18 protein-coding genes and 1 pseudogene are annotated in these 23421 nt (G+C 71.6%); 12 read left to right on the top strand and 7 right to left on the bottom strand.

The window, feature by feature from the left end; genetic code table 11:
- The first annotated feature begins 400 nt into the window (after positions 1–400).
- The 6 genes and pseudogenes from JM949_RS17940 (at position 401) to JM949_RS17965 (ending at position 6110) form a co-directional block, all read left to right on the top strand.
- A complete protein-coding gene (locus tag JM949_RS17940; protein WP_203149579.1) occupies positions 401–796 on the top strand; it encodes a phosphotransferase in 396 nt (131 codons plus the stop codon).
- A 48-nt stretch (positions 797–844) separates the two neighbouring features.
- Positions 845–1275 (top strand): annotated as a pseudogene (locus tag JM949_RS17945) (hypothetical protein).
- Between the two features lie 357 nt (positions 1276–1632).
- Positions 1633–2277, top strand: coding sequence for a sugar transferase (locus JM949_RS17950; protein ID WP_203149580.1), 645 nt, complete (start codon positions 1633–1635; stop codon positions 2275–2277).
- A 22-nt stretch (positions 2278–2299) separates the two neighbouring features.
- Entirely contained in the window at positions 2300–3448 is a 1149-nt protein-coding gene (locus JM949_RS17955) for a DegT/DnrJ/EryC1/StrS family aminotransferase (RefSeq protein ID WP_203149581.1), read from the top strand.
- Positions 3445–4089 (top strand): acetyltransferase, encoded by a 645-nt coding sequence (locus JM949_RS17960; RefSeq protein ID WP_203149582.1) that lies wholly within the window; start codon positions 3445–3447, stop codon positions 4087–4089. The genes JM949_RS17955 and JM949_RS17960 overlap by 4 nt, the downstream gene beginning before the upstream one ends.
- Before the next feature lie 146 nt (positions 4090–4235).
- Positions 4236–6110, top strand: a complete 1875-nt coding sequence (locus JM949_RS17965) for a nucleoside-diphosphate sugar epimerase/dehydratase (protein WP_203149583.1) — start codon at positions 4236–4238, stop codon at positions 6108–6110.
- Positions 6111–6187: 77 nt separating this feature from the next.
- Here the strand turns inward: JM949_RS17965 and wecB are convergent, their stop codons facing one another.
- Positions 6188–7312 (bottom strand): non-hydrolyzing UDP-N-acetylglucosamine 2-epimerase, encoded by a 1125-nt coding sequence (gene wecB, locus JM949_RS17970; RefSeq protein WP_203149584.1) that lies wholly within the window; start codon positions 7310–7312, stop codon positions 6188–6190.
- Positions 7313–7550: 238 nt separating this feature from the next.
- Between wecB and JM949_RS17975 the strand changes: the two genes are divergently transcribed.
- Genes JM949_RS17975 through JM949_RS39200 form a run of 4 tightly spaced genes read left to right on the top strand, consistent with a single transcriptional unit; the run spans position 7551 to position 12250 of the window.
- On the top strand, positions 7551–8573 hold the full coding sequence (locus JM949_RS17975) for a polysaccharide biosynthesis protein (RefSeq protein ID WP_203149585.1): 1023 nt from the start codon (positions 7551–7553) through the stop codon (positions 8571–8573).
- On the top strand, positions 8570–9874 hold the full coding sequence (locus JM949_RS17980) for a glycosyltransferase family 4 protein (RefSeq protein WP_203149586.1): 1305 nt from the start codon (positions 8570–8572) through the stop codon (positions 9872–9874). The genes JM949_RS17975 and JM949_RS17980 overlap by 4 nt, the downstream gene beginning before the upstream one ends.
- Positions 9871–10785, top strand: coding sequence for a dTDP-4-dehydrorhamnose reductase family protein (locus JM949_RS17985; protein WP_203149587.1), 915 nt, complete (start codon positions 9871–9873; stop codon positions 10783–10785). The genes JM949_RS17980 and JM949_RS17985 overlap by 4 nt, the downstream gene beginning before the upstream one ends.
- 55 nt (positions 10786–10840) lie before the next feature.
- Entirely contained in the window at positions 10841–12250 is a 1410-nt protein-coding gene (locus tag JM949_RS39200; protein WP_203149588.1) for an O-antigen ligase family protein, read from the top strand.
- A gap of 131 nt (positions 12251–12381) precedes the next feature.
- Here JM949_RS39200 and JM949_RS17995 read toward each other — a convergent pair whose 3' ends face one another.
- From JM949_RS17995 to JM949_RS18020, 6 genes are all read right to left on the bottom strand, one after another.
- Positions 12382–13638 carry a glycosyltransferase gene (locus JM949_RS17995; protein ID WP_203149589.1) on the bottom strand — a complete coding sequence of 419 codons (1257 nt, stop codon included), beginning with the start codon at positions 13636–13638 and terminating at the stop codon, positions 12382–12384.
- Positions 13639–13643: 5 nt separating this feature from the next.
- On the bottom strand, positions 13644–14894 hold the full coding sequence (locus JM949_RS18000) for a glycosyltransferase family 4 protein (protein WP_203149590.1): 1251 nt from the start codon (positions 14892–14894) through the stop codon (positions 13644–13646).
- Positions 14891–15910, bottom strand: a complete 1020-nt coding sequence (locus JM949_RS18005) for a glycosyltransferase (protein WP_203149591.1) — start codon at positions 15908–15910, stop codon at positions 14891–14893. Before JM949_RS18005 ends, JM949_RS18000 begins: the two co-directional genes overlap by 4 nt.
- A gap of 64 nt (positions 15911–15974) precedes the next feature.
- Positions 15975–17444: a lipopolysaccharide biosynthesis protein gene (locus tag JM949_RS18010; RefSeq protein WP_203149592.1), complete on the bottom strand. Its 1470-nt coding sequence runs from the start codon at positions 17442–17444 to the stop codon at positions 15975–15977.
- A complete protein-coding gene (locus JM949_RS18015; protein ID WP_203149593.1) occupies positions 17441–18397 on the bottom strand; it encodes an NAD-dependent epimerase/dehydratase family protein in 957 nt (318 codons plus the stop codon). Before JM949_RS18015 ends, JM949_RS18010 begins: the two co-directional genes overlap by 4 nt.
- A 91-nt stretch (positions 18398–18488) precedes the next feature.
- Positions 18489–19028: an acyltransferase gene (locus JM949_RS18020; protein ID WP_309232206.1), complete on the bottom strand. Its 540-nt coding sequence runs from the start codon at positions 19026–19028 to the stop codon at positions 18489–18491.
- A gap of 263 nt (positions 19029–19291) precedes the next feature.
- On the opposite strand from JM949_RS18020, the gene JM949_RS18025 reads away from it, so the two are divergent.
- Positions 19292–22396 (top strand): M14 family metallopeptidase, encoded by a 3105-nt coding sequence (locus JM949_RS18025; protein ID WP_203149594.1) that lies wholly within the window; start codon positions 19292–19294, stop codon positions 22394–22396.
- Between the two features lie 100 nt (positions 22397–22496).
- Positions 22497–23420 (top strand): NAD(+)/NADH kinase, encoded by a 924-nt coding sequence (locus JM949_RS18030; RefSeq protein ID WP_238433401.1) that lies wholly within the window; start codon positions 22497–22499, stop codon positions 23418–23420.
- Position 23421 lies beyond the last annotated feature (1 nt).

Genomic DNA, 23421 nt, shown 5'->3' on the forward strand with positions numbered 1-23421 from the left:
GGTCAGGGTGGCCGCTCAGGCCAGGGCGGTCAGGGTGGTCGCGGCTCGCAGGGTGGTCGCTCCGGCCAGGGCGGTCGCGCCGGCCAGCAGCGGCAGGGCGGCCCGGCCCCGGCCAACGACGCGATGGCGGACGCGCTGCGCCGCGCCGGGCTTGCCTGAGCACGACGTCCTGCGTAGATCTTGGACAGTTTCCGTTCGTCGCGGACGGAAACTGTCCAAGATCTCAGGGTGAGCCCCGGGAAAACCGCTCGCGTGGCGACCGCGTCGGGGCGATGATCGCGCGATGCGGATGCATGCGGACCAGGTGGACGTCACCGCCGAGGTCGTCGCCGCCCTGGTCGCCGAGTAGTTTCCCCGGTGGCGAGGGCTTCCCGTCCGCCCGCTCGCGTCGACCGGGACGGTGAACGCCCTGTTCCGGCTCGGTGCGGAGATCGTGCTGCGGTTTCCGCTGCGACCGAGCGCCGACCCGGCACTCCGGGCGGAGCTGCGGCGGGAGCAGGAGTCCGCGAGCATGCTCGCCACCCGCCCGCCGGTCGCCGTACCCGAGCCGCTCGGGCTCGGCGACCCGGGCGCGGGATACCCCGGGCCGTGGACGGCGTACCGCTGGATCCCGGGCGAGCCGATCCACCCCGGCCGGGTCGACGACCTGGCCTCCGTCGCCCGCGACCTGGCCGGCGTCGTGACCGCGTTGCGGGACATCGACACCGGTGGTCGGGCCTGGTCCGGGTCCGGCCGGGGTGGCCCGTTGGCCGACCAGCACGCCGGGGTGCGCATCCTGCGCGCCGTACTCGACTGAGCCGTACTCGACTGGGCCCGGCCCCGACCGCCGGCGTACCGTCGGCTCGTGGGTGAGCGCGACGGCCGGGAGTGGCGGGATCAGCAGCGGCGGGCGGTGCGGGCGCACGCCGACGCGGACGCGCGGCGGCGGGCCACCGAGCACGCGGAGGCGGCGGAGCTGGTCGCCTGGTTCGTCGCCGAGGCCACCCGCAGAGGGCTGCCCACCACCCGGCTGGTGCTCGCGGGTACGACGGACGTGGGCGGTACCGGACGAGGTTGACCGGTTGGTACGTCGACCGGGCCAGGACCCGCGCGGTGGACGTGACCGGCCGGTTCCACCTGCTGACCGTGCCGGGCGGGCTGCGGGCCCGCCTGTTCGGCGTCGACCCGCAGCCCAGCCCGGCGCCGCTGGTCGTCGGTGCGGGCGGACGCGACGGTGAGTCGATCCCGTTGCGGACGCTGCTCACTCGCCTGCTGGACCCCACCAACGCTCGCTGAGCACCGGGTCCGCCCTCCGCTGCGCCGCCGGACCGGTCGCCGCGCAGTGATCACCTCCCGGCATCGCCCGGTCTCCGCCCTCGCCTGATCGGCCAGGCTGGCCTCGCCCGAACCGGCCGGCGGCACCGTGCCGCTCGCCTGCCACGGACACGCACCGTAGGCGCGAATCGCACAGGCCGTGTCCCCCCGCCTGGTTTCGGGGTTGATGGGGACGAAGCAGCCCGAGTGTCGTCATTCAGGTTTGTTGACGAGCTTGCGGTGATACAACCCATTTGTTAATTTCGTCGCTTTGTTGCGGAGGTCGGACCGTTGCCAGTGCCTGGTGGTCTCGCGAACGCACCCGAACACCGTCCGCAGTTGCCCCGACCCGCGCCCGGCAAGCGCGTCTTCGACGCGGTCCTCGCGGCCGTCCTGCTGGTGCTGGTCACGCCGCTGCTGGTGGTGACGGCCGTGCTGGTCATGGTGGGCCTCGGTCGCCCGGTGCTGTTCCGGCAGTGCCGCGCCGGCCTGCACGGCCAGCCCTTCGAGGTGATCAAGTTCCGCACCATGCGACCGCCGAACCAGAGCCGTGGCCTGATCGGCGACGGCGACCGGCTCACCCCGCTGGGGCGGTGGCTGCGCGCCACCAGCCTGGACGAGTTGCCCACGCTCTGGAACGTGCTGCGCGGCGACATGAGCCTGGTCGGCCCGCGTCCGTTGCTGCCGGAATACCTCGAGCGCTACTCCGACAGCCAGGCCCGTCGGCACGAGGTGCGCCCCGGTGTCACCGGGCTGGCCCAGGTTCGCGGACGCAACAGCCTGAGCTGGGAGGAGAAGCTGGACCTCGACGTCCAGTACGTGGACAGCCGGAACCTGCGACTCGACCTGTCGATCCTGGTCTCGACCGCGCGCACCGTGCTGCGCCGCGAGGGCATCAACGCGGCCGGGTCCGCGACCGCGCCGGAATTCCTCGGTACGCCCCGACGCCCCGCCCCGTCGCAGCGGGACCGGACGCCGGCATGACGATTCCCCAGGGAGCCGGCCGATGAGCCAGACGATCCACCTGTCCCCGCCCGACGTCGGGCCGCTTGAGGAGTCGTACCTGGTCGCGGCGCTCCGGTCGGGCTGGGTGGCGCCGGCCGGGCCGGACCTGCAAGCCTTCGAGAGCGACATCGCCCAGCGGCTCGGCACCGGCGGAGCCGTCGCGGTCAGTTCCGGCACGGCCGCCCTGCACCTGGCCCTGCTCGGCGTCGGCGTGCGGCCGGGCGACGTGGTCGTCGTGCCCACGCTCACCTTCGTCGCCACCGCGAACGCGGTGCGCTACATCGGCGCGCGTCCGGTCTTCGTCGACTGCGACCCTCGGACCGGCAACGTCGACGTCGGTCTCGTCGCCGACCTGCTGCGCCAGCTGCGCTCACGCGGCGAGCGGATCGGCGCGATCGTCCCGGTGGACATGTTCGGCAGTTGCGCCGACTACGGCGCGCTGGCCCCGCTCTGCGTCGAGGCCGGGGTGCCGTTGGTGGAGGATGCCGCGGAGGCCCTCGGCGCGAACCACCGGGGACGACCGGCGGGGACGTTCGGGCACGTCGGCGTGCTCTCGTTCAACGGCAACAAGATCATGACTACCTCCGGTGGCGGGATGCTGGTCTCCGACGACACCGCGCTCCTCGACCGGGCCCGCCATCTCTCCACCCAGGCCCGGGAGCCGGCACGGCACTACGAGCACCGGGAGACGGGCTACAACTATCGGCTCAGCAACCTCCTCGCGGCGCTCGGCCGGGCCCAGTTGGTCCGGCTGGACGGAATGATCGCGCGCCGCCGGCACCTGCGCGACCAGTACGCCAAGCTCCTCGCCCCGGTGCCGGGTGTCGAGCTGCTCAACGCCGAGGACACCGAGTCGAACTGCTGGCTCACGGTCATCACCGTCGAGCGGGAGCGGTGTGGCTGGCGGGCCGACGACCTGGCGGTCCACCTGGCCGAGCGGCACATCGAGACCCGGCCGGTGTGGAAGCCGATGCACCTGCAACCCATGCACGCCGACGCGGAGAGCGTGCTCACCGGCGCGGCGGAGCGGCTTTTCGCCGACGGGCTCACCCTGCCCAGCGGCAGCGCGCTCACCGAACCGCAGATCGCGCGGGTGTTCGCCGCGATCGACGAGTTCCTGGCCGTCCGGGCGGGAGGGGCCACGGCGTGACGACGGGACTGGTGGTGGTCGGCTGCGGCGGCCACGGCCGGGAGGTGCTGACCATCGCCCGGGCGGTGAACGAAGCCGCCGGCCGGCCGATCTGGCAGCTGCTGGGCGTGGTCGACGACCGACCCACCGAAGTGAACCTGAAGCGGTTGCAGCGGCTCGACGTGCCCTACCTCGGGGACGTGGCCTGGCTGCGGGACGCGCCCCCGACCACCCGACACGTCATCGGCGTCGGCGACCCCCGGGTCCGCCGCACCATCGGCGGACGGATCGACGGGTACGCCACGACGGCCGCGAGCCTCGTCCACCCGGACGCCACCATCGGGGAGGACACCGAGTACGGGCCGGGGTTCGTCGCCTTCGCGGGTGCCCGGGTCACCACGAACGTCACAGTCGGTCGGCACGTCCACCTCAACCAGAACGCCACCGTCGGCCATGACAGCAGCCTCGCGGACTACGTCTCGGTGAACCCGCTCGCCGCGGTCTCGGGTGACTGTCACCTGGCCGAGGGCGTGCTGATCGGGACCACCGCCGCGGTGCTACAGGGCCTGCGGGTCGGCCGGGACAGCACGGTCGGGGCAGGTGCCTGCGTCGTCCGGGACGTACCCGATCAGGTGACGGTGGTCGGCGTTCCGGCCCGCTGAACCGCCGGCCAGACACCATATTTCGCTCGTAACTCATGAAAGCGCCCAACAGCGCCGCTTTGCCATGTAACAAGGACAAAGGCTGTAGAGGCCTCTTCTGTCGGACCGGCGGAAGAGGCCGTGCGACGGGACAGGGGAGCCAGCACATGCCGCAGGACACCGAGATCACCCAGAGCGCGGACCGGCAGGCGCGACGGACCAGGGCCCGCCAGCGCACCGCCGGGTTCCTGACCACCGACGCCACCGCCTGGGTCACCGGATTCCTCGCTGCCGCGTGGACCCGGTTCGAATTCCAGCTCCCCCCGGGTCAACTCGGCCGGGCAGCCGCGGTCGGTCTCGTCGCGGCGGTCATCCACGTGGCGGTGGCCGCCCTGCGTCGGCTCTACTCCGGACGACATCCGCTCGGCAGTCTCCAGGAGGTCCAGGGCGTCGCCGGCACCACCATCACCACCGGGGGCATCGTGCTGCTCGCCCTGCTGCCGTCCGGCGAGCACCCGGTTCCGGCCAGCACCCCCCTGGTCGGCGGCGCGCTCGCCCTGCTGTTCATGCTCGGCGCCCGGTTCGCGTACCGGCACCGCCGCGACCTCGCCATGCGGCCGGACGTCCGGTCGTCGACGCCGGTGCTGCTGTTCGGTATGGGCGACGCCGGCCAGGGACTGCTCCGGGCGATGCTCAGCGACCCCCGGGGCCGCTACCTGCCCGTCGGCGCGCTCGACGACGACCCGGACAAGCGGGATCTGCGCATCGGCGGGGTACGCGTGCTGGGCGGGCGGCACGAGGTCGCCGAGTCGGTCCGCCGTACCGGCGCCAGCACCGTCATCTTCTCGGTGGCCAACGCCGACGCCGCGCTGATCCGCCAGATCCGCGAGGCCACCCTCGGCGCCGGCGCGGTCTTCAAGGTGCTGCCTCCGGTGCGGGACCTGGTCGATCACCGGATCACCGTCACCGACGTCCGGGACGTTCAGGTGAGCGATCTGCTCGGTCGCCGGCAGGTGGTCGGCGACCTGCCGCTGAGCACCAACAGTCTGACCGGCCGGCGAATCCTGGTCACCGGCGCCGGCGGGTCGATCGGCTCCGAACTGTGCCGGCAGGTGATGAAGGCCAACCCGGGCGAGTTGATGATGCTCGACCGGGACGAGTCGGCCCTGCACAGCCTTCAGATGTCCCTCGCCGGCCGGGCCATGCTGGACGGACCCGAGCTGATCCTGGCCGACCTGCGCGACGACGAGGGCATCCGCCGGATCATCCGGGAACGTCGTCCGGAGATCATCTTCCACGCGGCGGCGCTCAAGCACCTGACGCTGCTGCAACGGCATCCGGGCGAGGCGATCAAGACCAACGTCTGGGGCACCCTGTCGGTGCTGGACGCCTGCCAGGACGTCGCGAAGTTCGTCAACATCTCCACCGACAAGGCGGCGGACCCGATAAGCGTCCTCGGCTACTCGAAGCGGATCACCGAGCGGTTGACCGCGCACGCCGCGTCCCGGTTCCCGGGCACGTTCCTCAGCGTCCGGTTCGGCAACGTGCTGAGCAGCCGTGGCTCGGTGGTGACCGCCTTCCAACGGCAGATCGAGACCGGGAAGCCGTTGACCGTCACCCACCCGGAGGTCACCCGCTATCTGATGACCGTCCAGGAGGCCGTGCACCTGGTGCTCCAGGCCGCCGAGATCGGCCGGGACGGCGAGGCGCTGGTGCTCGACATGGGTGACCCGGTCCGGATCGTCGATCTGGCCCGCCAGATGGCCGACCAGGCGTCCAGCTCCGTGCCCATCGTCTACACCGGGCTGCGCCCCGGCGAGAAGCTGCACGAGGACCTGCTCGGCACCGGCGAGGTCGACAACCGGCCGCTGCACCCCCTGGTGTCGCACGTGGCCGTGCCGGCGCTCGATCCGATGGAGGTCAGCGGACTGGACCCGTACGAGGATGCGGCGAAGGTCATCGAGCACCTCGCCCTGCTCTGCACCCAGCCGACCGGGCCGGTGCTGGACGGGCCGCTGGGCGTGCCGTTGCAGTCGCGCTGACCGACCGTCGGCGACGACGAGGATCAGACGAATCCGGCCGGCGACAGTGGGGTCGCCGGCCGGTTCGGGTACGCGGGTCAGCGGCGGATGCCGGCCCAGTCGTGGTGCCGGCGGACCGTGGAGAGGATGAAGTCGACCACCCGGCGGGAGGTGTCCGGCACCTGGTAGTCGACCGGGCAGGGCACGCCCTGGGCGGCGACCTGGGCCACGGTGACCCGGACCGCCTCGATCACGCCCTCGGGGTCGAGGCCGGTCATGATGATGCCGCCGGCGTCCAACGCCTCCGGGCGTTCCATCGAGTCGCGCAGGGTGACCGCCGGGAAGCCGAGGATCGCCGCCTCCTCACTGATGGTGCCGCTGTCGGAGAGGGTGCACCGGGCCTGGCTCTGCAGGCGTACGTAGTCGAAGAGGCCGAACGGCTCGTGGAAGGTGATCCCGTCGACACCGAGGTCGGCGTCGGTCAACGCCTCCAGCCGCTTGCGGGTCCGGGGATGGGTGGACACGAGCACCGGCAGCCCCCAGGTCTGCCGTACGGCGTGCAGGCAGGTGAGCAGCCGGTGCAGCCGGGCCGGCTGGTCGACGTTCTCCTCCCGGTGGGCGCTGACCACGAAGTAGCCGCCGGGTTCGAGGCCGAGCTGGCGCAGGATCCCGGAGCTCTCGATGTCGGTGGCGTAGTGGCTGAGCACCTCCCGCATCGGCGAGCCGGTGTGCAGGATCCGGCGCGGGTGCAGCCCTTCGGCGAGCAGGTTACGTCGGGCGTGCTCGCTGTAGACCAGGTTGAAGTCGGCGATGTGGTCGACCAGACGCCGGTTGGTCTCCTCCGGCACGTTCAGGTCGAAGCAACGGTTGCCGGCCTCCATGTGGTAAACGGGCACCCGCATCCGCCGGGCCATCAGGGCGGCGATGCTGCTGTTCGTGTCGCCGAGGACCAGCAGCGCGTCCGGCCGCACCTCGGCGATGGCCGTCTCCATGCCGATCAACACGCCGCCGAGCACCCGCCCCAGTGAGGACGTGTCGACCCGGAGGAACCGGTCCGGCTCGCGCAGCCCCAGCTCCTTGAAGAAGACATCGGAGAGGGTGCGGTCCCAGTTCTGCCCGGTGTGGACCAGCACGTGCTCGACCGTCTGGTCGAGCCCGGCCATGATCCGGGACAACCGAATGATCTCCGGTCGGGTCCCTACCACCGTCATCACCCGTGTCATGTCTCCACCCTTCGCCGACGCGGTGCGCCGGAGTCCGTCTCGAGCCGGCAATTCGATCGTTGGACAAACGAGCCGAGATAGCCGGTGGTAGCGGCATTTTTAATGAAAATTAGTCGCCTATCAAATTTGTCCACCGTTATCGGTTTTCCCGGATATAGGTCTGATTAGGACGGTATCGTCCGGACTTATGACCACTGCGAGTTCCCCTGAAATAGCGCAGAGTGCTGGAGCAGATGCGATGTCCTCGTTGTCGGACCGACGTTTCCTGATCACCGGCGGGACCGGCTCCTTCGGGCAGACCATGGTTCGTCGCCTGCTCGACGCCGGGGCCAGCGAGGTCCGCGTCCTCAGCCGTGACGAGTCGAAACAGGACGCGATGCGGCACCGGATCCGCGACGACCGGGTCCGCTACTACGTCGGCGACGTGCGCGACTACGACTCAGTGGCCAAGGCCAGCCGGGGCACCGAATTCGTCTTCCACGCCGCAGCCCTCAAGCAGGTCCCCTCCTGTGAGTTCTTCCCCCTGGAGGCACTGCGGACCAACGTGTTGGGCAGCGCCAACGTGGTGGACGCCTGCGAGCGCAACGGGGTCGAGGCGCTGGTGCTGCTGAGCACCGACAAGGCGGTCTACCCGGTCAACGCGATGGGCATGACCAAGGCGCTGATGGAGAAGGTGGCGCAGGCCCACGCCCGCAACAACCCGGCCGCCCAGACCCGGGTCTGCTGTGTGCGCTACGGCAACGTCATGTACTCGCGGGGGTCGGTGATCCCGCTCTTCATCGACCAGATCCGCAAGGGGACGCCGCTGACGGTTACCGAGCCGACGATGACCCGCTTCCTGATGTCGCTCGAGCAGTCGGTGGACCTGGTGGAACACGCCTTCCGGCACGGCCAGCCGGGAGACATCTTCATCCGCAAGGCCGACGCGTGCACCATCGGCGACCTGGCCACGGCGCTGTGCAACCTGTTCGCGGTTCCGGTCAAGATGAACGTCCTCGGCATCCGGCACGGCGAGAAGCTCTACGAGACCCTCGCCAGCCGCGAGGACCTGTCCCGCGCCGAGGACTTCGGCGAGTTCCTCCGGGTCCCGGTGGACAGCCGGGACCTCAACTACGCCCTCTACTTCGACGAGGGCAACGTCGACCGCGGCACCCAGGACTTCAACTCGCACAACACCCGCCGTCTCGTCGTCCCGGAGATCGAGTCGTTGCTGCTGGGTCTGCCGGAGGTGCGGGCGCACCTCGACGCCGCCGCGGCGTGAGCGCGCCGACCGGAAGCGGCGGACGACCCGACCGGGTGGCGCTGGTCAGCCAGTGGTTCCCCCCGGAGCCGGCGCCCTTCGCCGCAGGCGTCAGCGACTCGCTGCGCCGACGAGGCTTCGACGTCGACGTGCTCACCGGAGTGCCGAACTACCCCAGGGGCGTGGTGTACGACGGTTACTCGGCCCGGCGGCGAACCGTCGAGGTGCGGGACGGGACGCGGATCGTCCGCACCCCACTGCACCCCAGCCACGACCGGTCCGCGCTCGGCCGGGCCGCGAACTACCTGAGCTGGGCGGCGTCCTCGTCCCTGCTCGGCGGCTCCGTCCTGCGCTCCGCCGACGTCGCCCTGGTCTACTCCTCGCCGGTGACCGCCAGCGCGGCGGCCATGACGGCCCGACGACGCTGGGGCACCCCGTACGTGACCATGGTGCTGGACCTCTGGCCGGACTCCGTCTTCGCCACCGGGTTCCTCACCGACGGGGTGGCCCGCCGGCTCGCGGAGGCGAGCCTCGGCTGGTTCACCCACCGGTCGTACCGCTGGGCCGACCACATCACGGTCCCCGCACCCGGCCTACGGGACACGATCATCTCCCGGGGCGTCCCGGCCGAGAAGGTCTCGGTGGTCTACAACTGGGCCGACGAGAAGGTCATGCAGCCGACCGAGCCCGAGGCCGGGCTCCGCGCCCGGCTCGGCCTGCGCGACGACGACTTCGTCCTGATGTACGCGGGCAACCACGGCCCGGCGCAGCGTCTCGACACCGTGATCGACGCCGTGGCGCGGCTGCACGACCTGCCGGACGTCCACCTGGTCCTGGTCGGCGACGGGGTGGAGAAGGACGCGCTGACGGCGCGGGCGGCGCGGGCCCGCCCCGGCCACGTGCACTTCCTCGACCCGATCCCGCCGGACCGGCTGGCGGCCCGGATGGCCGCCGCCGACCTGCACCTGGTGTCGCTGGCGAACGATCCGCTGTTTCGCGTCACAGTGCCCAGCAAGGTCCAGTCGATCCTCGCCTGTGGCCAACCCGTGCTCGCCTGCGCGCCCGGCGACGCCGCCCGCGTCGTCCGCGACGCCGGCGCCGGTTTCGACGCCCCGCCGGAGGACCCGGCGGGCCTGGCCGAGGTCATCCGGCGGGCCCGGCACACCCCGCGCTCGCGGCTACGGGCGATGGGACGGGCGGGCCGCCAGCACTACCTCACCCAGCTGAGTCAAGCGACAAACGTGCAGGTCCTCGCCGACCTGCTCACCGATGCGGCACGGCGGGCCAGAAGTGGCACCCGCCGGGACAAGGAGTCACGATGACCCGACGCGTGCTCGTCCTCGGTGCGACCGGGATGCTCGGCCACGCACTCGTCCGGGAGCTGAGTGTCGACCCCGGCCTCGACGTGTACGGCGCCGCGCGGAGCATGGAGGGCCGCGCGCACCTCTTCCCGCCCGACCTGCTCGCCCGGATCACCCCGGCCCTCGACGTCAGCCGGTTCGACCAGGTGCGACAGATCCTCGACGACCTCCGGCCGGACGTGGTCGTGAACTGCGTCGGCGTGATCAAACAGCGCCCCGACGTGCAGGACGCCGTCGCCACCGTGCGGCTCAACGCCCTCTTCCCGCACCTGCTGGCCGACGCCTGCGCTCAGCTCGGCAGTCGTCTGGTGCACGTCAGCACCGACTGCGTGTTCTCCGGCGAGCGCGGCGGCTACCGGGAGAGCGACAGGCCGGACCCACCGGACCTCTACGGGCGGTCCAAACTGCTGGGCGAGACCACCACGGCGCCCGCGCTCACGCTCCGGACGTCGATCATCGGGCACGAGCTGACCACCAACCGGTCGCTGCTGGACTGGTTCCTCTCCCAGCAGGGCCGGGTGGGCGGGTTCACCCGGGCGATCTACAGCGGCGTGACGACAGTCGAGTTCGCCCGCCTGCTGCGTGCGGTGGTCCTGCCCCGCGAGGACCTGACCGGGCTGTACCACCTCGCCGCGGAGCCCATCTCCAAGTACGACCTCCTCCAGCTGGTCGCCGACGTGTACGGATGGCGGGGCGAGTTGCGGCCGAACGTCGACTTCGTGCTCGACCGGTCCCTGCACGCCGACGCGTTGGCGCAGGCCACCGGCTACCGTCCGCCGGCCTGGCCGGACATGATCCGGCTGATGCACGACGCGCGAGCCAGGTGGAGCACGCCTGAGGCCCTGGTGGGCCGACACAGCACCCCGGTCTGACCAGACACCCGCCGGGTCGGCCGCACGGCCGCCCCTGTCCTGAGGAGGACATCACGTGGTAGGACGCCTTGGCCTCGTCGCCCTCGTCGTCGGGGCAGCCTGTCTCACGGCGGTCACGACCGCCTTCGCGGTGGACGAACCGATGATCGCGGCGGGGGTGGCGCTCCTGCTCGTCGCGCTGTACCTCGGGCGGCGGCTGGACGGTTTCCGGCGGATCCTGGCCGTGGCGACGGTGCTGCTGATCTTTGCCTCGTCGAACATGCCGTCGTTGGTCAGCTTCAGCTTCTACGCGCGGTACCTCGCGGTCGGCTGTCTGGTCCTCTGGGCGTTGGCCGGGCGCAGTCGTCGGATCCGGCGGACCGACCGGCGGACGAAGCTGTTCGTCGGCGCGCTCTGGGCGACCGCCGGGCTGGCCGCGCTGAGCAGCGTGTGGTCGGTCAGCCCGTTGCACACGCTCCAGCAGGCGGTGGCGCTGCTGCTGCTGGCCGGGCTGGCGCACGCGCTGCTGTGGCGGCGGTGGGCCGACGGCGGGGCGGTGGCCGCGGACCTGCACGTGGTCTACGTGCTGCTCAGCATGTCGCTCGTGGTGAGCCTCGGGTACGGCGTCACCGGCGCCGCGTCCGCCACCTCGTACAACGACCGGTTCCAGGGCCTGTACTCCAACCCCAACATGCTGAGCATCATCTGCGCCCTGACGATTCCGCTCGGCTGGGCGCTCTACCAGCAGTCGCGCAAGCGGACCCAGCTGCTCGGCGTCGTGCCGGCGGTCATCGCGCTGCCGATGACGGAGTCCCGCACCGCGTTGATCGCCATCCTCGTCGGCGGCCTCTGGGTGGTGCTGCGGCACGGGGCCGGGCCGGTGGCACGCCTGCTTGTGGTGACGGTCGGGGGTGTCGGGTTGGCGTACCTGTTCGGCATGCTCCCCAGCGTCGTCGGTTCGACCTGGGCGCAGAACTTCGCCGCCCGGTTCACCGACCCGGACAACGGCGACCTCTCCAACGGACGTACCCAGACCTGGCAGGCGGCCGTCGAGCTGTGGCAGAGCCGTCCGACGCTGGGCTTCGGCTACGCGTCGGGTATCCACCTGTTCGAGCAGACCCGGCAGAACGGCTTCTTCGACGTCAGCGTCAACCTGGTGCACAACAGCTACCTGCAGTGGCTGTTGGAGCTCGGCGTCATCGGCATCGCGCCGATCCTCCTGCTCCTGTTCACCGCGGTGCGGGCGGTGCTGCTGGCCCCGGTGGGCGCCCTCAACTCGGGGCTGGTCTGGCTCGTCGTCACCGGCCTGCTGATCCAGGTCACCGAGTCGACGATGTTCGGCATGGGGCAGCCCTACCCGTACGTGTTCTGGCTCGCCGTGGCCGGCATCCTGGTGCGTTCCCGCGCGGGCGGCACTCGACCGGGGTACCCGCTCACGCCTTCATCTCGGCACGCCCCGACGGCGGGCCCCAGCCGCACAGCGTGACCGGCCGGCGGCAGCCGACCGCTCCGCACGGTCCGGCCCGGCGGGAGCGGGTGCCCGCACGGTGATCCCGCGACCCGCGGACTCCGACGCCGCCCCGGTGGGGGCGGCCGTCGGTCGGGTGGGGCCACGAGTCAGCTCGCGGCGCCGCGCGGGTCGAGGAAGGCTGCCACCCGCTCGCGCCAGGCCCGGTGGTCGAACGAGTCGCGGGCTCTCCCCCGGGCCGCCCGGCTCATCGCCGCCCAGTCCTCGTCCCGCAGCCGCAACGCCCGCTCGATGCCGCGCCGGACGTCGTCCGGAGCGTTGCCGTCGAGCACCAGACCCTCCACCCCGTCCCGCACGTAGCTGGCCAGGTCGCTGGTGTGGTTGAGCAGCACCGGACATCCGGCGGAGAGACTCTCGGGCACCTTGGAGGGGAACCCGTGGGCGGCGTACCCGCCGGTGGGGCGCACCAGCAGCGAGAAGTGCGACTCGGACAGCAGGGTGAGCACCGTGTCGCGGGGCACCCGGCCGAGGAATGTCACCGGCGCCGACACCGCGTCCAGCACGGAGACGTCCAGGTCGGACAGGGCGGCGGCGGCGTCCCGGGTCACCCCGGCGATGGTCAGGTGCACCCGGGCCTGCTCCTGCGGGGTGAGCTGGCTGATCCCACGCAGGATGACGTCGAGCATGTCCTTGCGGCCGGGGGTGCCGGCGTACAGGAGTCGCAACCCGCCGCTCAGCGACGGCGCGCGCGACTCCGCGAACTCGTCGCAGTCCACCTGCGGTGGCACCACCAGCACGTCGAGACCACGCCGTTCGAAATAGCCGCCGAGGGTGGTCGACACCGCGATGGCCCGGTGGACGAGGCGGGTGGCCAGGAAGGTGGACCAGCGGTGTCGGACGAAGTACGGCGTCAGCCAGCCGCGCCGGAACTGACGCCGGTCGTGCCGTTCACTCGCGTCCACCACCACCGGGCAGCGCAGCGTGAGCCGGAGCACGGCCCAGGTGCCCACTGTCATCATCGCCATCGGTAGCAGCACCACCGACACGTCACCGCGTACCACCCCCCGCCGGCGCATCGCCCGCAGCACCCGTACCGGACGGGCGAGGCGGGCCGACATCCGGGCGATCCGGTTCCCGCCCCGGGTGCGCATCGTGATCAACTCGATGCCCGCGACCTCGTCGCGCCGCGGGGGTGTCGATCCGTCGCACGGCCAGTCGTTGACCACCAGGGTGTGCGTGCCGTGCGGCGCCGCGGACCGGGCGAGTTGCAGCAGCCGGTTCGAGGTGGCATCCCCGTACGGGAAGCGGTAGTGCCCGATCAGCAGTGGACGCGGCCGGTCCACCCGCCCGGCCGGGCCGTTCTGCCTGTCCTGACCGGCGCCGAGCACAGTCGTCTGGTCGTTCATCTGTCTCACCGTTCCGAAGCGGCCGGCAGCCGACTTCTGTTCTTGACAACAGGTGCTGTCGGCGGCGGGCCGTCGGGTAACCGCCGCCGGTAGATCGCCAGGTGCGTGGTGACCGCCGCCTCGATCGCGAAAGGGCTCGACTGGAAGCGTTCGCGGGCCGTTCCGGGATCCGTCGCCATGGTGTGGCCGGCGGCGGTCCGCACCGCCGCCGCCCAGACCGCCGGTGCGGCATCGGTGTCGACGATGGTCACGCCGGGCAGGTGCTCGTGGATGAAACGCACACCCGGCAGGTCGGCGGCCACCGTGCCGATGCCGAGGGCGACCGGTTCCAGCACGCCACCCGGCAGCCCCTCCAGGCAGGACGGATGCACGACCACGTCGGCCTGGCGGAGCAGCCCGCCCACGTCGTCGCGCGGGCCGAGCAGGTGCACCCGGTCGGCGACCCCGTGCTCGACGGCGGCGGCGCGGACCCGGGCCTCGTCGCTGTCGTCCGAGGGGCCGACGAGCACCACGTGCGCGTCGACGCCCTGGTCGCGCAGGCCGGCCAGGATCGGTGGCAGCATCCAGCGCCGCTTCTCCGGCGAGGCCCGCCCCACGCTCACGCAGAGCAGCTCGTCCGGGCCGGCCCCGGTCAGGGCCCGCAGGTGCTGCCCGGTCGGCCGGTGCAGCCGCTCCAGGTCCAGCCCGTTGAGGACGACCTGACACCGCCTGTCCTCGCGCCAGGCACGGGAATAGCCGAAGGTGAGAGCGCTGGGCGAGACGCCGAGGATGTCCGTGGCCGAGGCCCGCAGCAGCGTCCTCCAGAACGACCGCTGCACCCGCCGCCGCAGGTTGCGGTGCTGGTTGTCGTCACCGCGGAAATGGGCCACGCGGGTCGGCACCCGGCCGAGCAGGGCGAGGCAGAGGACCGCGCCGGAGAAGTTCGCGCAGTCCACGTGGACCACGTCCGGACGCAGCCGCCGCAGCAACCGGAGCAAGCGCAGCGGAAACCGGACGTCGAGCGGGATCGGGGTGACCGACCCGCCGTGCCGAACGGCCGCCTCGGCCAGCGGCCCCGGCCCGATCCGGTCGCTGAGCGTCACGAAGTGGACCTCGGTCCCGGCCGCGGCGAGTCGCGGCAGCAGCTCGGCGGTCCGCATCTCCGTGCCGCCGAAGTTCAGCTCCCCGAGGACCCGCAGGACGCGGCACCGGCCGCCGCCGGTGCGCTCCGGACCGTCGCCGGCAGCGCCGCTCGCCGCGGTCCGACCGCTGGTCATGGGCGTACCGCCCGCGCCTCGGCCGCCGGCGACCGGTCGGCCTGGCGTCCCGGACGCCCCCGGTCGAGTCCGAGCAGCCGGGTGAAGTACGCCCCGCGCTCGAACGCGTCGGGTTCCGGGACCACCGGGCGGTCGATGCCGTCCAGAGCCTCCGCGAGGCTGTCCACGTCCGACAGCCGGTACGGGGTCAGGGCGTCGCCCGCGACCTCCCGCGACTGCGCGGTGTCCGGTGCCAGCACCGGTAGGCCGTAGACCCGCGCCTCGGCGAGCGGGTACCCGAAGGACTCCACCTGGCAGGGGAAGAAGACGGCTGTCGTCCGACGCCAGTGCTCGGTGAGTTCGTGGTGCGGCAGTTGCCCGAGCAGGTCCAGGCGCGGATGTCGGGCCAGGTCGTCCGGCAGTTCGTGCGGGTACGCGGTCATCCGCACCCGGGTCGGCTGCTGGCGCCGGTCCAGCGCGGCGAGCAGCACCCGAAGCTCGGCCACCACGTTCTTGAACGGCGACGGCACGACCGGGACGAGAATCGTCGGCATCCCGTCGGTCGGCTCCCGGGGGCCGACCGGGCTGACCGGGTTCGCGAGCACCACCAGCCGGTCGCGTACCGCCGGCACCCGGTCGGCGACCCGCTGCGCCATGGCCGAGCACGGCACGGCGATCACGTCCGCGCGGTGCAGCAGGCGCCGGACCACCGGGATCTGCGCCCGCAGCGACCGGGGCTGCACCGCCAACAGGCGCCCCTCGGCGGGCGCCAGGAAGTGCAGGGCGTTGTGCACCAGAACCCGCCGCTCGACGCCCCGCCAGGCGAACGAGACGTTGTTCAGCGCGGCGACGACGGGGACGCCGCCGGCGACGACCTCGCGCCGCACCAGCCACGACGGTGTGAGCTGGCGGTCCCGACCGATGACCCGGACCGGGGCGGTGCGCTCGGCGAGGAAGGCGTCGAGTTCGCTCTTGAGCCGTCCGGCCCCGCCGCCCGCCCCGCCAGCGGCGTCGACCACGATCTGCGCCTGGTTCATCGGCAATCTCCCAAGGTTGGTGACCACTGCCGGCCGGCTGACGGTCCCGGCCGACGGCGGATGGTCAAACGGTCACGTCGGCTTCGCCGCGCGCGACAGCGGGTTCGGAGGTGGCCAGCGCGCGCCGGTAACCGACGACGGCCGCGGGCCAGATGGTGAGCAGGTAGGCCAGGCAGCCGGCCACCGGCAGGCCGACCAGCCCGAACTGGCGCAGCCCCGCGAGCTTCAGCCCGGTCGCGAGCAGCAGGAACGCGGCCCAACCGACGAACTGCGGGCGGAGCAGGCCGATGCTGTTCTGGACGAGCAGCAGCGGTGAGGCGATCGCCACCAGGAACGACCACAGCGCGAGTGCGGCCAGGACGGCGACCGGCACCACCGCCACGTCGACCCCACCGACCCACAGGTCGAGCAGCCGATGACCGCCGACGACCAGCGCGAGCCCGGCCGTTCCCACGATCACGCCGTTGAGCAGCACCATTCGTCGGGTGATCCGGCGCACCCAGGCGATGTCGCCTCGGGCTAGGGCGGCACCGTTCGCCGGCCAGATCGTCATCCCGACGAGCCCGACGAACAGGGAGAGGACGGCGAAGAGCTTCCCGACCACCGCGTAGTACGCGGCGACGCTGAGACCGAGGACGTGCGCGACCAGCGGGCTGTCCATGTTGAGCGCTATCGACGACATCGCCGAGAGGGCGAAGAACTGGAGGCCCAGCCGGAGCAGGCCCACCGCCGTGGCCCGGTGCACCAGCCCGGGGCGCGGTCGGGCGGTGGACTCCTGGCGCCAGAAGTGAACGAGCGTGTTGACCAGATTGGTCAACGGGACGGCCAGCACGGCGCAGGCGATCACGGTCAGCGGGCCGCTGCCGGCGGCAATCGCGGCGAGCACGGCCGCCATCGAGGTCAGCGCACCGGCCGCCTGCCAGGCGTTGCTCTGGGTGACCTGCGCGCGGGCGTACTGGATGCGCTGGATCAGTGACAGCGGGATGTTGACCGCGAAGGTCCCGAAGCAGAGCAGGGCCAGGGTCGACGCCTCCCCGGCGATGGCCGGGTCGGTGACGCCGAACACCCGGGCCCAGGGCACCAGGGGCTCGACCAGGACGAGGCCGGACAGCAGGGCGAACGCGACCACGGCGAGGGTGGCGTACGCGCTGGAGATCTCCCGGGCCCGCTGGCGGGGGTCGTCGACGAGCAGACTCAGCCGGGTGAGCAGACCGTTGCCGAGCCCCAGGTCGGCGAACCATGCCATGCCGGTGAGCGCGGTGATCGCCATCCACAGCCCGTAGCGCTGGTCGCCCAGGTACCGGAAACACGCGGGGGTGATGACCAGCGGCGCGGCGAGCCCGACGCCCTTGGCGACCAGCGAGGTGCCGATGTCCACGCCGAGCCGGCGGTCGCGCCCGACCGGCCGGAGCCGCGACAGGACCGAGCGGGGTCGCGCCTCCGTCGCGGCCAGGGTGTCGGAGGCGGGGGGTGGGAGGGGTTCGTCGGCGGTGAGCTGGGCCCGCCCTACCCTGCTCGTCGCCTTCTGGGTCACCGCTGTGCGGCGTGTTCGGCGGGCAACAGCCCGGCCATCCAGCCGATCGTCGCCCGGAGACCGTCGGTGCGGGCCATCGGCACGACGTTCGGGAACAACTCACGCAGCGTGGTGTTGTCGGCCGACGAGTGGGGGACGTCGCCGACCCGGGGCGGCGCGTACTCGCGGGCGATCGGACGGTCCAGCAGGTCGGTGAGTTCGTCGAGCACCTGGAGCAGGCTGGCCCGCGCCCCGAAGGCGAGGTTGACCGGGTGCGGGTGGTGCACCCGCCGACGGAGCGCGTCGAGGATGACCTCGCAGACCGTGCCGACGTAGGTGAAGTCGCGGGACTGGGTGCCGTCGCCGTGTAGCACGACGGGCTGCCCCGACAGCGCCCCGTGGACGAACCGGGGGATGACCGCGGCGTAGGCGTGGTCGTGCCGCTGCCCGGGGCCGAAGACGTTGAAAAACCGGAAGGCCAGCGTCGGCAGGCCGAACGATGCCTGGTGGGCGAGGGCGTACGCCTCGGTGGCGAGCTTGCTGGCGGCGTAGGGGCTCATCGGCCGGGTCCAGGTGAGTTCCGCCTTCGGCAGCGCGGGGTTCAGGCCGTAGACCGACGAGGAGGACGCGACCACCACGTGACCGACGTCGTGCCGTCGTGCCGCTTCGAGGACCATGAGCGTGCCGGTGGCGTTCGCGTGGTGGGAGGCGAGTGGGTCGCGCAGCGATCGCGGCACGCTGGGCAGCGCGGCCAGGTGGACGACTGCCTCCCGCCCGGCCATCGCCGCGTCCAGGGCGGCCGGGTCGAGGATCGACCCCTCGACGAGGTCGACATCCAGCCCGTCGAGGTTGCCGCGCAGGCCGACCGACAGGTCGTCGAGGATGGTCACCTCCTTCACCGCGGGATCGACCAACGCGGCACGGGCCAGGTTCGAACCGATGAAACCGGCCCCGCCAGTGATCAGAATGCGCATGAACAACCCCTCGGTGTGTGGACCGACCACCTGTACATCGAGCGAGGCCAGGGGGCAGTAACGGCAGATCCGTCGTGGAAGACCGCCGGCGTCAGACCGTCGTCACCCCGTAGATCTTTTTGATCGCCTCGTGCTTCGCCGGGACCGCGAGGTGGCCGATGCCCAGCGACTTGGCCTGCAACTGCGCCAGGTACTCGTCGGTGGTGCGCAGCGGGCGGGCCGGCACCCCGGCCGCCACCGTGTTGTCCGGGATGTCGCGGGTGACGATCGACCCCGCCCCGATCACGCACCGGTTACCGATGTTCACCCCGGCCAGGATCATCGACCGCATGCCGATGTAGACGTCGTTGCCGATGGTGATCGGCGCGGTCCAGTCCAGGTCGGGATGGTCCTTGCGGAGGATCAGGGTGCCGCCGTCGTGGGTCACGAACTGGACCCCGGCGGTGATGTAGACGTTGTCGCCCATGGTGATCAACCAGGGCTCGGACCCGAACATCGCCCGGTTCACCGCGTAGAACTTGACCCGGCCGTTCAGCTTCACCCCGAGGGACCGGGCGAACGCCTCGGGGTCACGGGAGCCGGCGAGGTGGTCCTGCACCCGGCGGATCATGGTGCGAACGCGACTGGGCACCGGGAAACCTCACTTAGGGCGAAACGCGGCGGCGGTGACCTACCGTCACCGCCAGAACAACTCTCGTAACGATCCCGACCAGTGGAGGTGACGGAGCTTCCGCCGGTATCGACCTCGATGCGCTGCGGGGTCCGCGCCGGCACGACTGTGACAGTTGGCACCGGTATCGACACGGTCAGCAACGACCCTCCCATCGACCGATTGACAGCGATCAGTCCACGCCGAAGGCTCGCGCCTACAGGTCCTTCACCCAAGGAGGCGCGATGAGACCGAGACGACTGGCGATCGCCAGCGTGGTCACAGTGCTCGGCGCACTGGCACTGACCCCACCCGCCAGCGCGCGGCCACCATCCGAACCGGGCGCCCGCGACGGCCTGGAGGTCTACGTCGGCACCGTCGACGCGAAACAGCGGGACCAGCTACGCGCGGCGGGCGTCGACCTCGGCCACGACGCGAAGGCGGACTCGACCGGCCGCACGACGGTCGAGACGGTGCTCAGCCGCCGGCAGGCGAAGCGGCTGACCGACCAGGGCGTCCCGTTGTCGGTGAAGAAGGTGCGCGGCAAGGACGCGTCGCAGGCGCTGCGGGAGCAGGCGGCGGCGGGCTGGACGGCGTTCCGGCCCTATGGTGAGCCGGGCGGTCTGCGCGACGAGCTGAACGCCACCGCGGCCCGTTACCCCACGCTGACCAAGGTGGAGACGATCGGCCGTACCCAGCAGGGTCAGCCGATCACCGCCGTGAAGGTCACCAGGAACGCGCGGACCGTCGCGGACGGGAAGCGGCCCGCCGTGCTCTACGTCGGCGCGCAGCACGCCCGCGAGTGGATCACGCCGGAGATGACCCGCCGGTTGATGCACCACGTGCTGGACAGCTACGGCACCGACCAGGAGATCACCAGACTGCTGGACACGACCGAGCTGTGGTTCCTGCCGGTGGCCAACCCGGACGGTTACGACCACACCTTCACCCCCGGCAACCGGCTGTGGCGCAAGAACCTGCGGGACAACAACGGCGACGGGCAGATCACCTCCGGCGACGGCGTGGACCTCAACCGCAACTTCGGTTACAAGTGGGGCTACGACAACGAGGGTTCGTCCCCGGAGCCGAACAGCGAGACCTACCGGGGCCCGGGCCCCAACTCGGAGCCGGAGACCAGGGCCCTGGACCAGCTCTTCAAGCGGGTCGGGTTCGAGTTCTTCGTCAACTACCACTCGGCGGCCGAGCTGCTGCTCTACGGCATCGGTTGGCAGGTCAGCACGCCCAGCCCGGACGACGAGATCTACAAGGCGATGGCCGGGGACGACGCGCACCCGGCGGTGCCCGGTTACGACCCGGACATCTCCGCCGAGCTGTACACCACCAACGGTGACACCGACAGCCACGCCACCGTCAGGTACGGCACGCTGGGCTTCACCCCGGAGATGTCCACCTGCGAGGCCGCCTCGGCGGTCGACCCCGACGACGAGTGGCGCCCAGAGGACTGCGTCAGCGGCTTCATCTTCCCCGACGACGAGGAGCTGATCGCCGGGGAGGTCAGCAAGAACCTGCCGTTCGCGCTGGCCGTGGCGAAGTCGGCGGCGGACCCGGACGAGCCGGTGTCGGTGGTGGGACGCAGCACCCCGGACTTCGTGGTGGACGCCTTCGACACCTCGTACGGGCGCACCCAGCAGGTCGCCGCGATCACCCGGCGGGCGCTGAGGAACGTGAAGATGCACTACACGGTCAACGGCGGGCGGCCGAAGACCGTCGCGGTCCGCGAGTGGCGCGGCGGTGAGCGGTACGGCGACACGCACGACGACTACTACGCGGAGCTGCGCGGCACTGTCGGCGGCACGAAGCCGGGAGACCGGGTGGAGGTCTGGTTCACCGGCAACAAACCCCGGGCCGGGGTGGTCGCCAGCGACCACTTCACCTACCGGGTGCACACCGACGTCGGCGGGGACGTGCTGGTCCTCGCCACGGAGGACGTCACCGGTCTCAGCCCGGCGCAGACCGGCAGCACCGCGAGGTACGCCGACGAGATCGCGGCCTCGCTGAGCGCCGCCGGGCGCAGCAGCGACGTGTACGACTTCGACGCGATGGGCCGTAAGGCGCCGCACCCGCTCGGGGTGCTGTCGCACTACCAGGCCGTGGTGTGGGAGACCGGCGACGACGTGATCATGCGCTCCCCCGGCCAGGTCGCCGGCACCACGGCCAAGGCCGCGCTGGACACCGAACTGGCCGTCCGGGACTACCTGAACGAGGGTGGCAAGCTGCTGGTCAGCGGCCAGTACGCGTTGTTCGCCCAGGGCGCCAACGGTTCGTACGTCTACCACCCGGACGCGCCGCCGGAGTGCACCGACGCCGACGACCTCACGTGTCTGCCGCTGCTGAACGACTTCCAGCAGTACTGGTTGGGGGCGCACACCTACGTCAGCGACGGCGGCACCGGCCCGGAGGGGGAGCCGTTCCCGGTCGCCGGACGCGATGGCGCGTTCGCCGGCTTCGACGGGCAGCTCAACGCGGCCGGTTCGGCGCAGAACCAGGGGCACACGGCGTCGTTCCTGACCACGTCGAGTTTCCTGCCGCCGGACGAGTTCCCGCAGTTCGCCAGCTCCGCGCCGGTGGGCTGGACCCGACCCGGTGGCGCGCCGTTCGACCCGCGTACGGGTGAGTGGTACCTGCACAGCGGGCAGGCCGACGAGTCGTACAAGCGGCTCACCCGCACCGTGGACCTCAGCGGGGCGACCAGCGGGGAGCTGCGCTTCTTCGCCTCGTACGAGACCGAGCAGGACTGGGACTTCCTCTTCGTCGAGGCGCACCAGGTGGGCAGCGACGACTGGACGACACTGCCGGACGTCAACGGCAGGACCAGCACTGTCACCGGGGAGAGCTGCCTCTCGGGTTGGGACGAGTTGCACCCGTTCCTCGCCCACTACCAGGGCGCTGACTGCTCGCCCACCGGAAGCACCGGGAGCTGGAACGCGGCGACCGGGACATCGAGCGGCTGGCAGGAGTTCGTGGTCGACCTGACCGCGTACGCCGACAAGCAGGTCGAGGTGTCGATCACGTACGCCTCGGACTGGGGCACCCAGGGCCTCGGCGTCTTCCTGGACGACGCCCGGGTGGTGGTCGACGGGTCGACAGTGGCGGAGACCTCGTTCGAGTCCGCCGACCTGGGCGGCTGGACGGTGGCCGGGCCGCCGGCCGGCTCCGGTGGTAACGCCAACGACTGGTCGCGCAGCCAGCAGGCGTTCGAGGAGGGCTCGGTGGTGGTCACCGGGGACACGGTGTACCTGGGCTTCGGGTTGGAGGGCCTCCCCCCGGCGGCCCGCGACGACCTGGTCGCCCGCTCGTTCACCCACCTCACCGGTCAACCCCGCCCCTGACGGCGGCGAGGTGCGCCGGCGGTCTACCGGCCGTCGGCGCACCTTCGGCGTACGCCGGGTGCGCCCGCCTCCGATGTGATGAGCTGTACGGGTGTCGGGGTTGGGACTGGTGCTGCACCCCACCCGGGATGTCACCGAGGTGGTCGAAATCATCGAACGGTGGGCGACTCGCCACCACAAGACGCTGTTCGTGCGCGAGGAGGACCAGCACCGCGTCCCGTCCCGCGTCGAACCGGTGCCGGCGGACGAGGTGGCCACCCGCGCCGACGCGTTGATCAGCATCGGCGGTGACGGCACCATGCTGGGCGCGCTGCGCTCCGCCGTCCGCGACCCGAAGCCGGTGCTCGGCGTACACCTGGGTCGTCTGGGGTTTCTCGTCGAGGTCGAGCCGCCGGAGTTGCCCGACGCGCTGAGCAGGTTGCTGTCGAAGGACTTCACCGTCGAGTCGCACGCCTGCCTGGCCTGCGACGTGTGCGGTGACGACGTGGTGGCGTTCAACGACATCGCGCTGGTCCGCCAGCCGGGTGCCGGCTTCGTCAGCGTCACGCTCGCCATCGACGGCCAGCAGTACGGCTACTACCGCAGCGACGCCGTGGTGGTCAGCACCCCGATCGGCTCGACGGCGTACAGCTACGCCGCCGGTGGTCCACTGATCTCCCCGGCGGCGGACTCGGTGGTGATCACGCCGGCGGCGCCGATGGCCGGCATCTCCCGGGCGGTGGTGCTCTCGCCGGACGAGAAGATCCGGTTGGAGTTGCAGCCCAACTCGTCGCCGGTCGTGGTGGAGATGGACGGGTTGGTGTTCCGCGACGCGGCCACGGAAGGGGCGGTGGACATCTCGTACCGCCGCGACGCCGGTCTGGTGGTCCGTTTCGACCCGCTGCGCTACCAGGAGCGCAACCAGTTGAAGATGACGCTGCTCGACCTGCCGTTCCTCCCCGAACAGCTCCGCGAACTGCTCCCCGAAGAGCTACGCCGCCGCAGCCGGGAACTACCCCCACCCGCCGACCCCCCACCCTGCTAAC

It is taken from the genome of Micromonospora tarensis, from assembly GCF_016803395.1.
In the GTDB taxonomy this organism is placed as follows: Bacteria; Actinomycetota; Actinomycetes; order Mycobacteriales; family Micromonosporaceae; genus Micromonospora; species Micromonospora tarensis.

Bases quoted from the DNA above. Each gene is read 5' to 3' on its own strand.
- JM949_RS18015 (WP_203149593.1), bottom strand. From the start codon at position 18,397: ATGCGCATTCTGATCACTGGCGGGGCCGGTTTCATCGGTTCGAACCTG.
- JM949_RS17955 (WP_203149581.1), top strand. From the start codon at position 2,300: ATGAGCCAGACGATCCACCTGTCCCCGCCCGACGTCGGGCCGCTTGAG.
- JM949_RS17975 (WP_203149585.1), top strand. From the start codon at position 7,551: ATGTCCTCGTTGTCGGACCGACGTTTCCTGATCACCGGCGGGACCGGC.
- wecB (WP_203149584.1), bottom strand. From the start codon at position 7,312: ATGACACGGGTGATGACGGTGGTAGGGACCCGACCGGAGATCATTCGG.
- JM949_RS18000 (WP_203149590.1), bottom strand. From the start codon at position 14,894: ATGACCAGCGGTCGGACCGCGGCGAGCGGCGCTGCCGGCGACGGTCCG.
- JM949_RS18025 (WP_203149594.1), top strand. From the start codon at position 19,292: ATGAGACCGAGACGACTGGCGATCGCCAGCGTGGTCACAGTGCTCGGC.
- JM949_RS17995 (WP_203149589.1), bottom strand. From the start codon at position 13,638: ATGAACGACCAGACGACTGTGCTCGGCGCCGGTCAGGACAGGCAGAAC.
- JM949_RS17985 (WP_203149587.1), top strand. From the start codon at position 9,871: ATGACCCGACGCGTGCTCGTCCTCGGTGCGACCGGGATGCTCGGCCAC.
- JM949_RS18005 (WP_203149591.1), bottom strand. From the start codon at position 15,910: ATGAACCAGGCGCAGATCGTGGTCGACGCCGCTGGCGGGGCGGGCGGC.
- JM949_RS17965 (WP_203149583.1), top strand. From the start codon at position 4,236: ATGCCGCAGGACACCGAGATCACCCAGAGCGCGGACCGGCAGGCGCGA.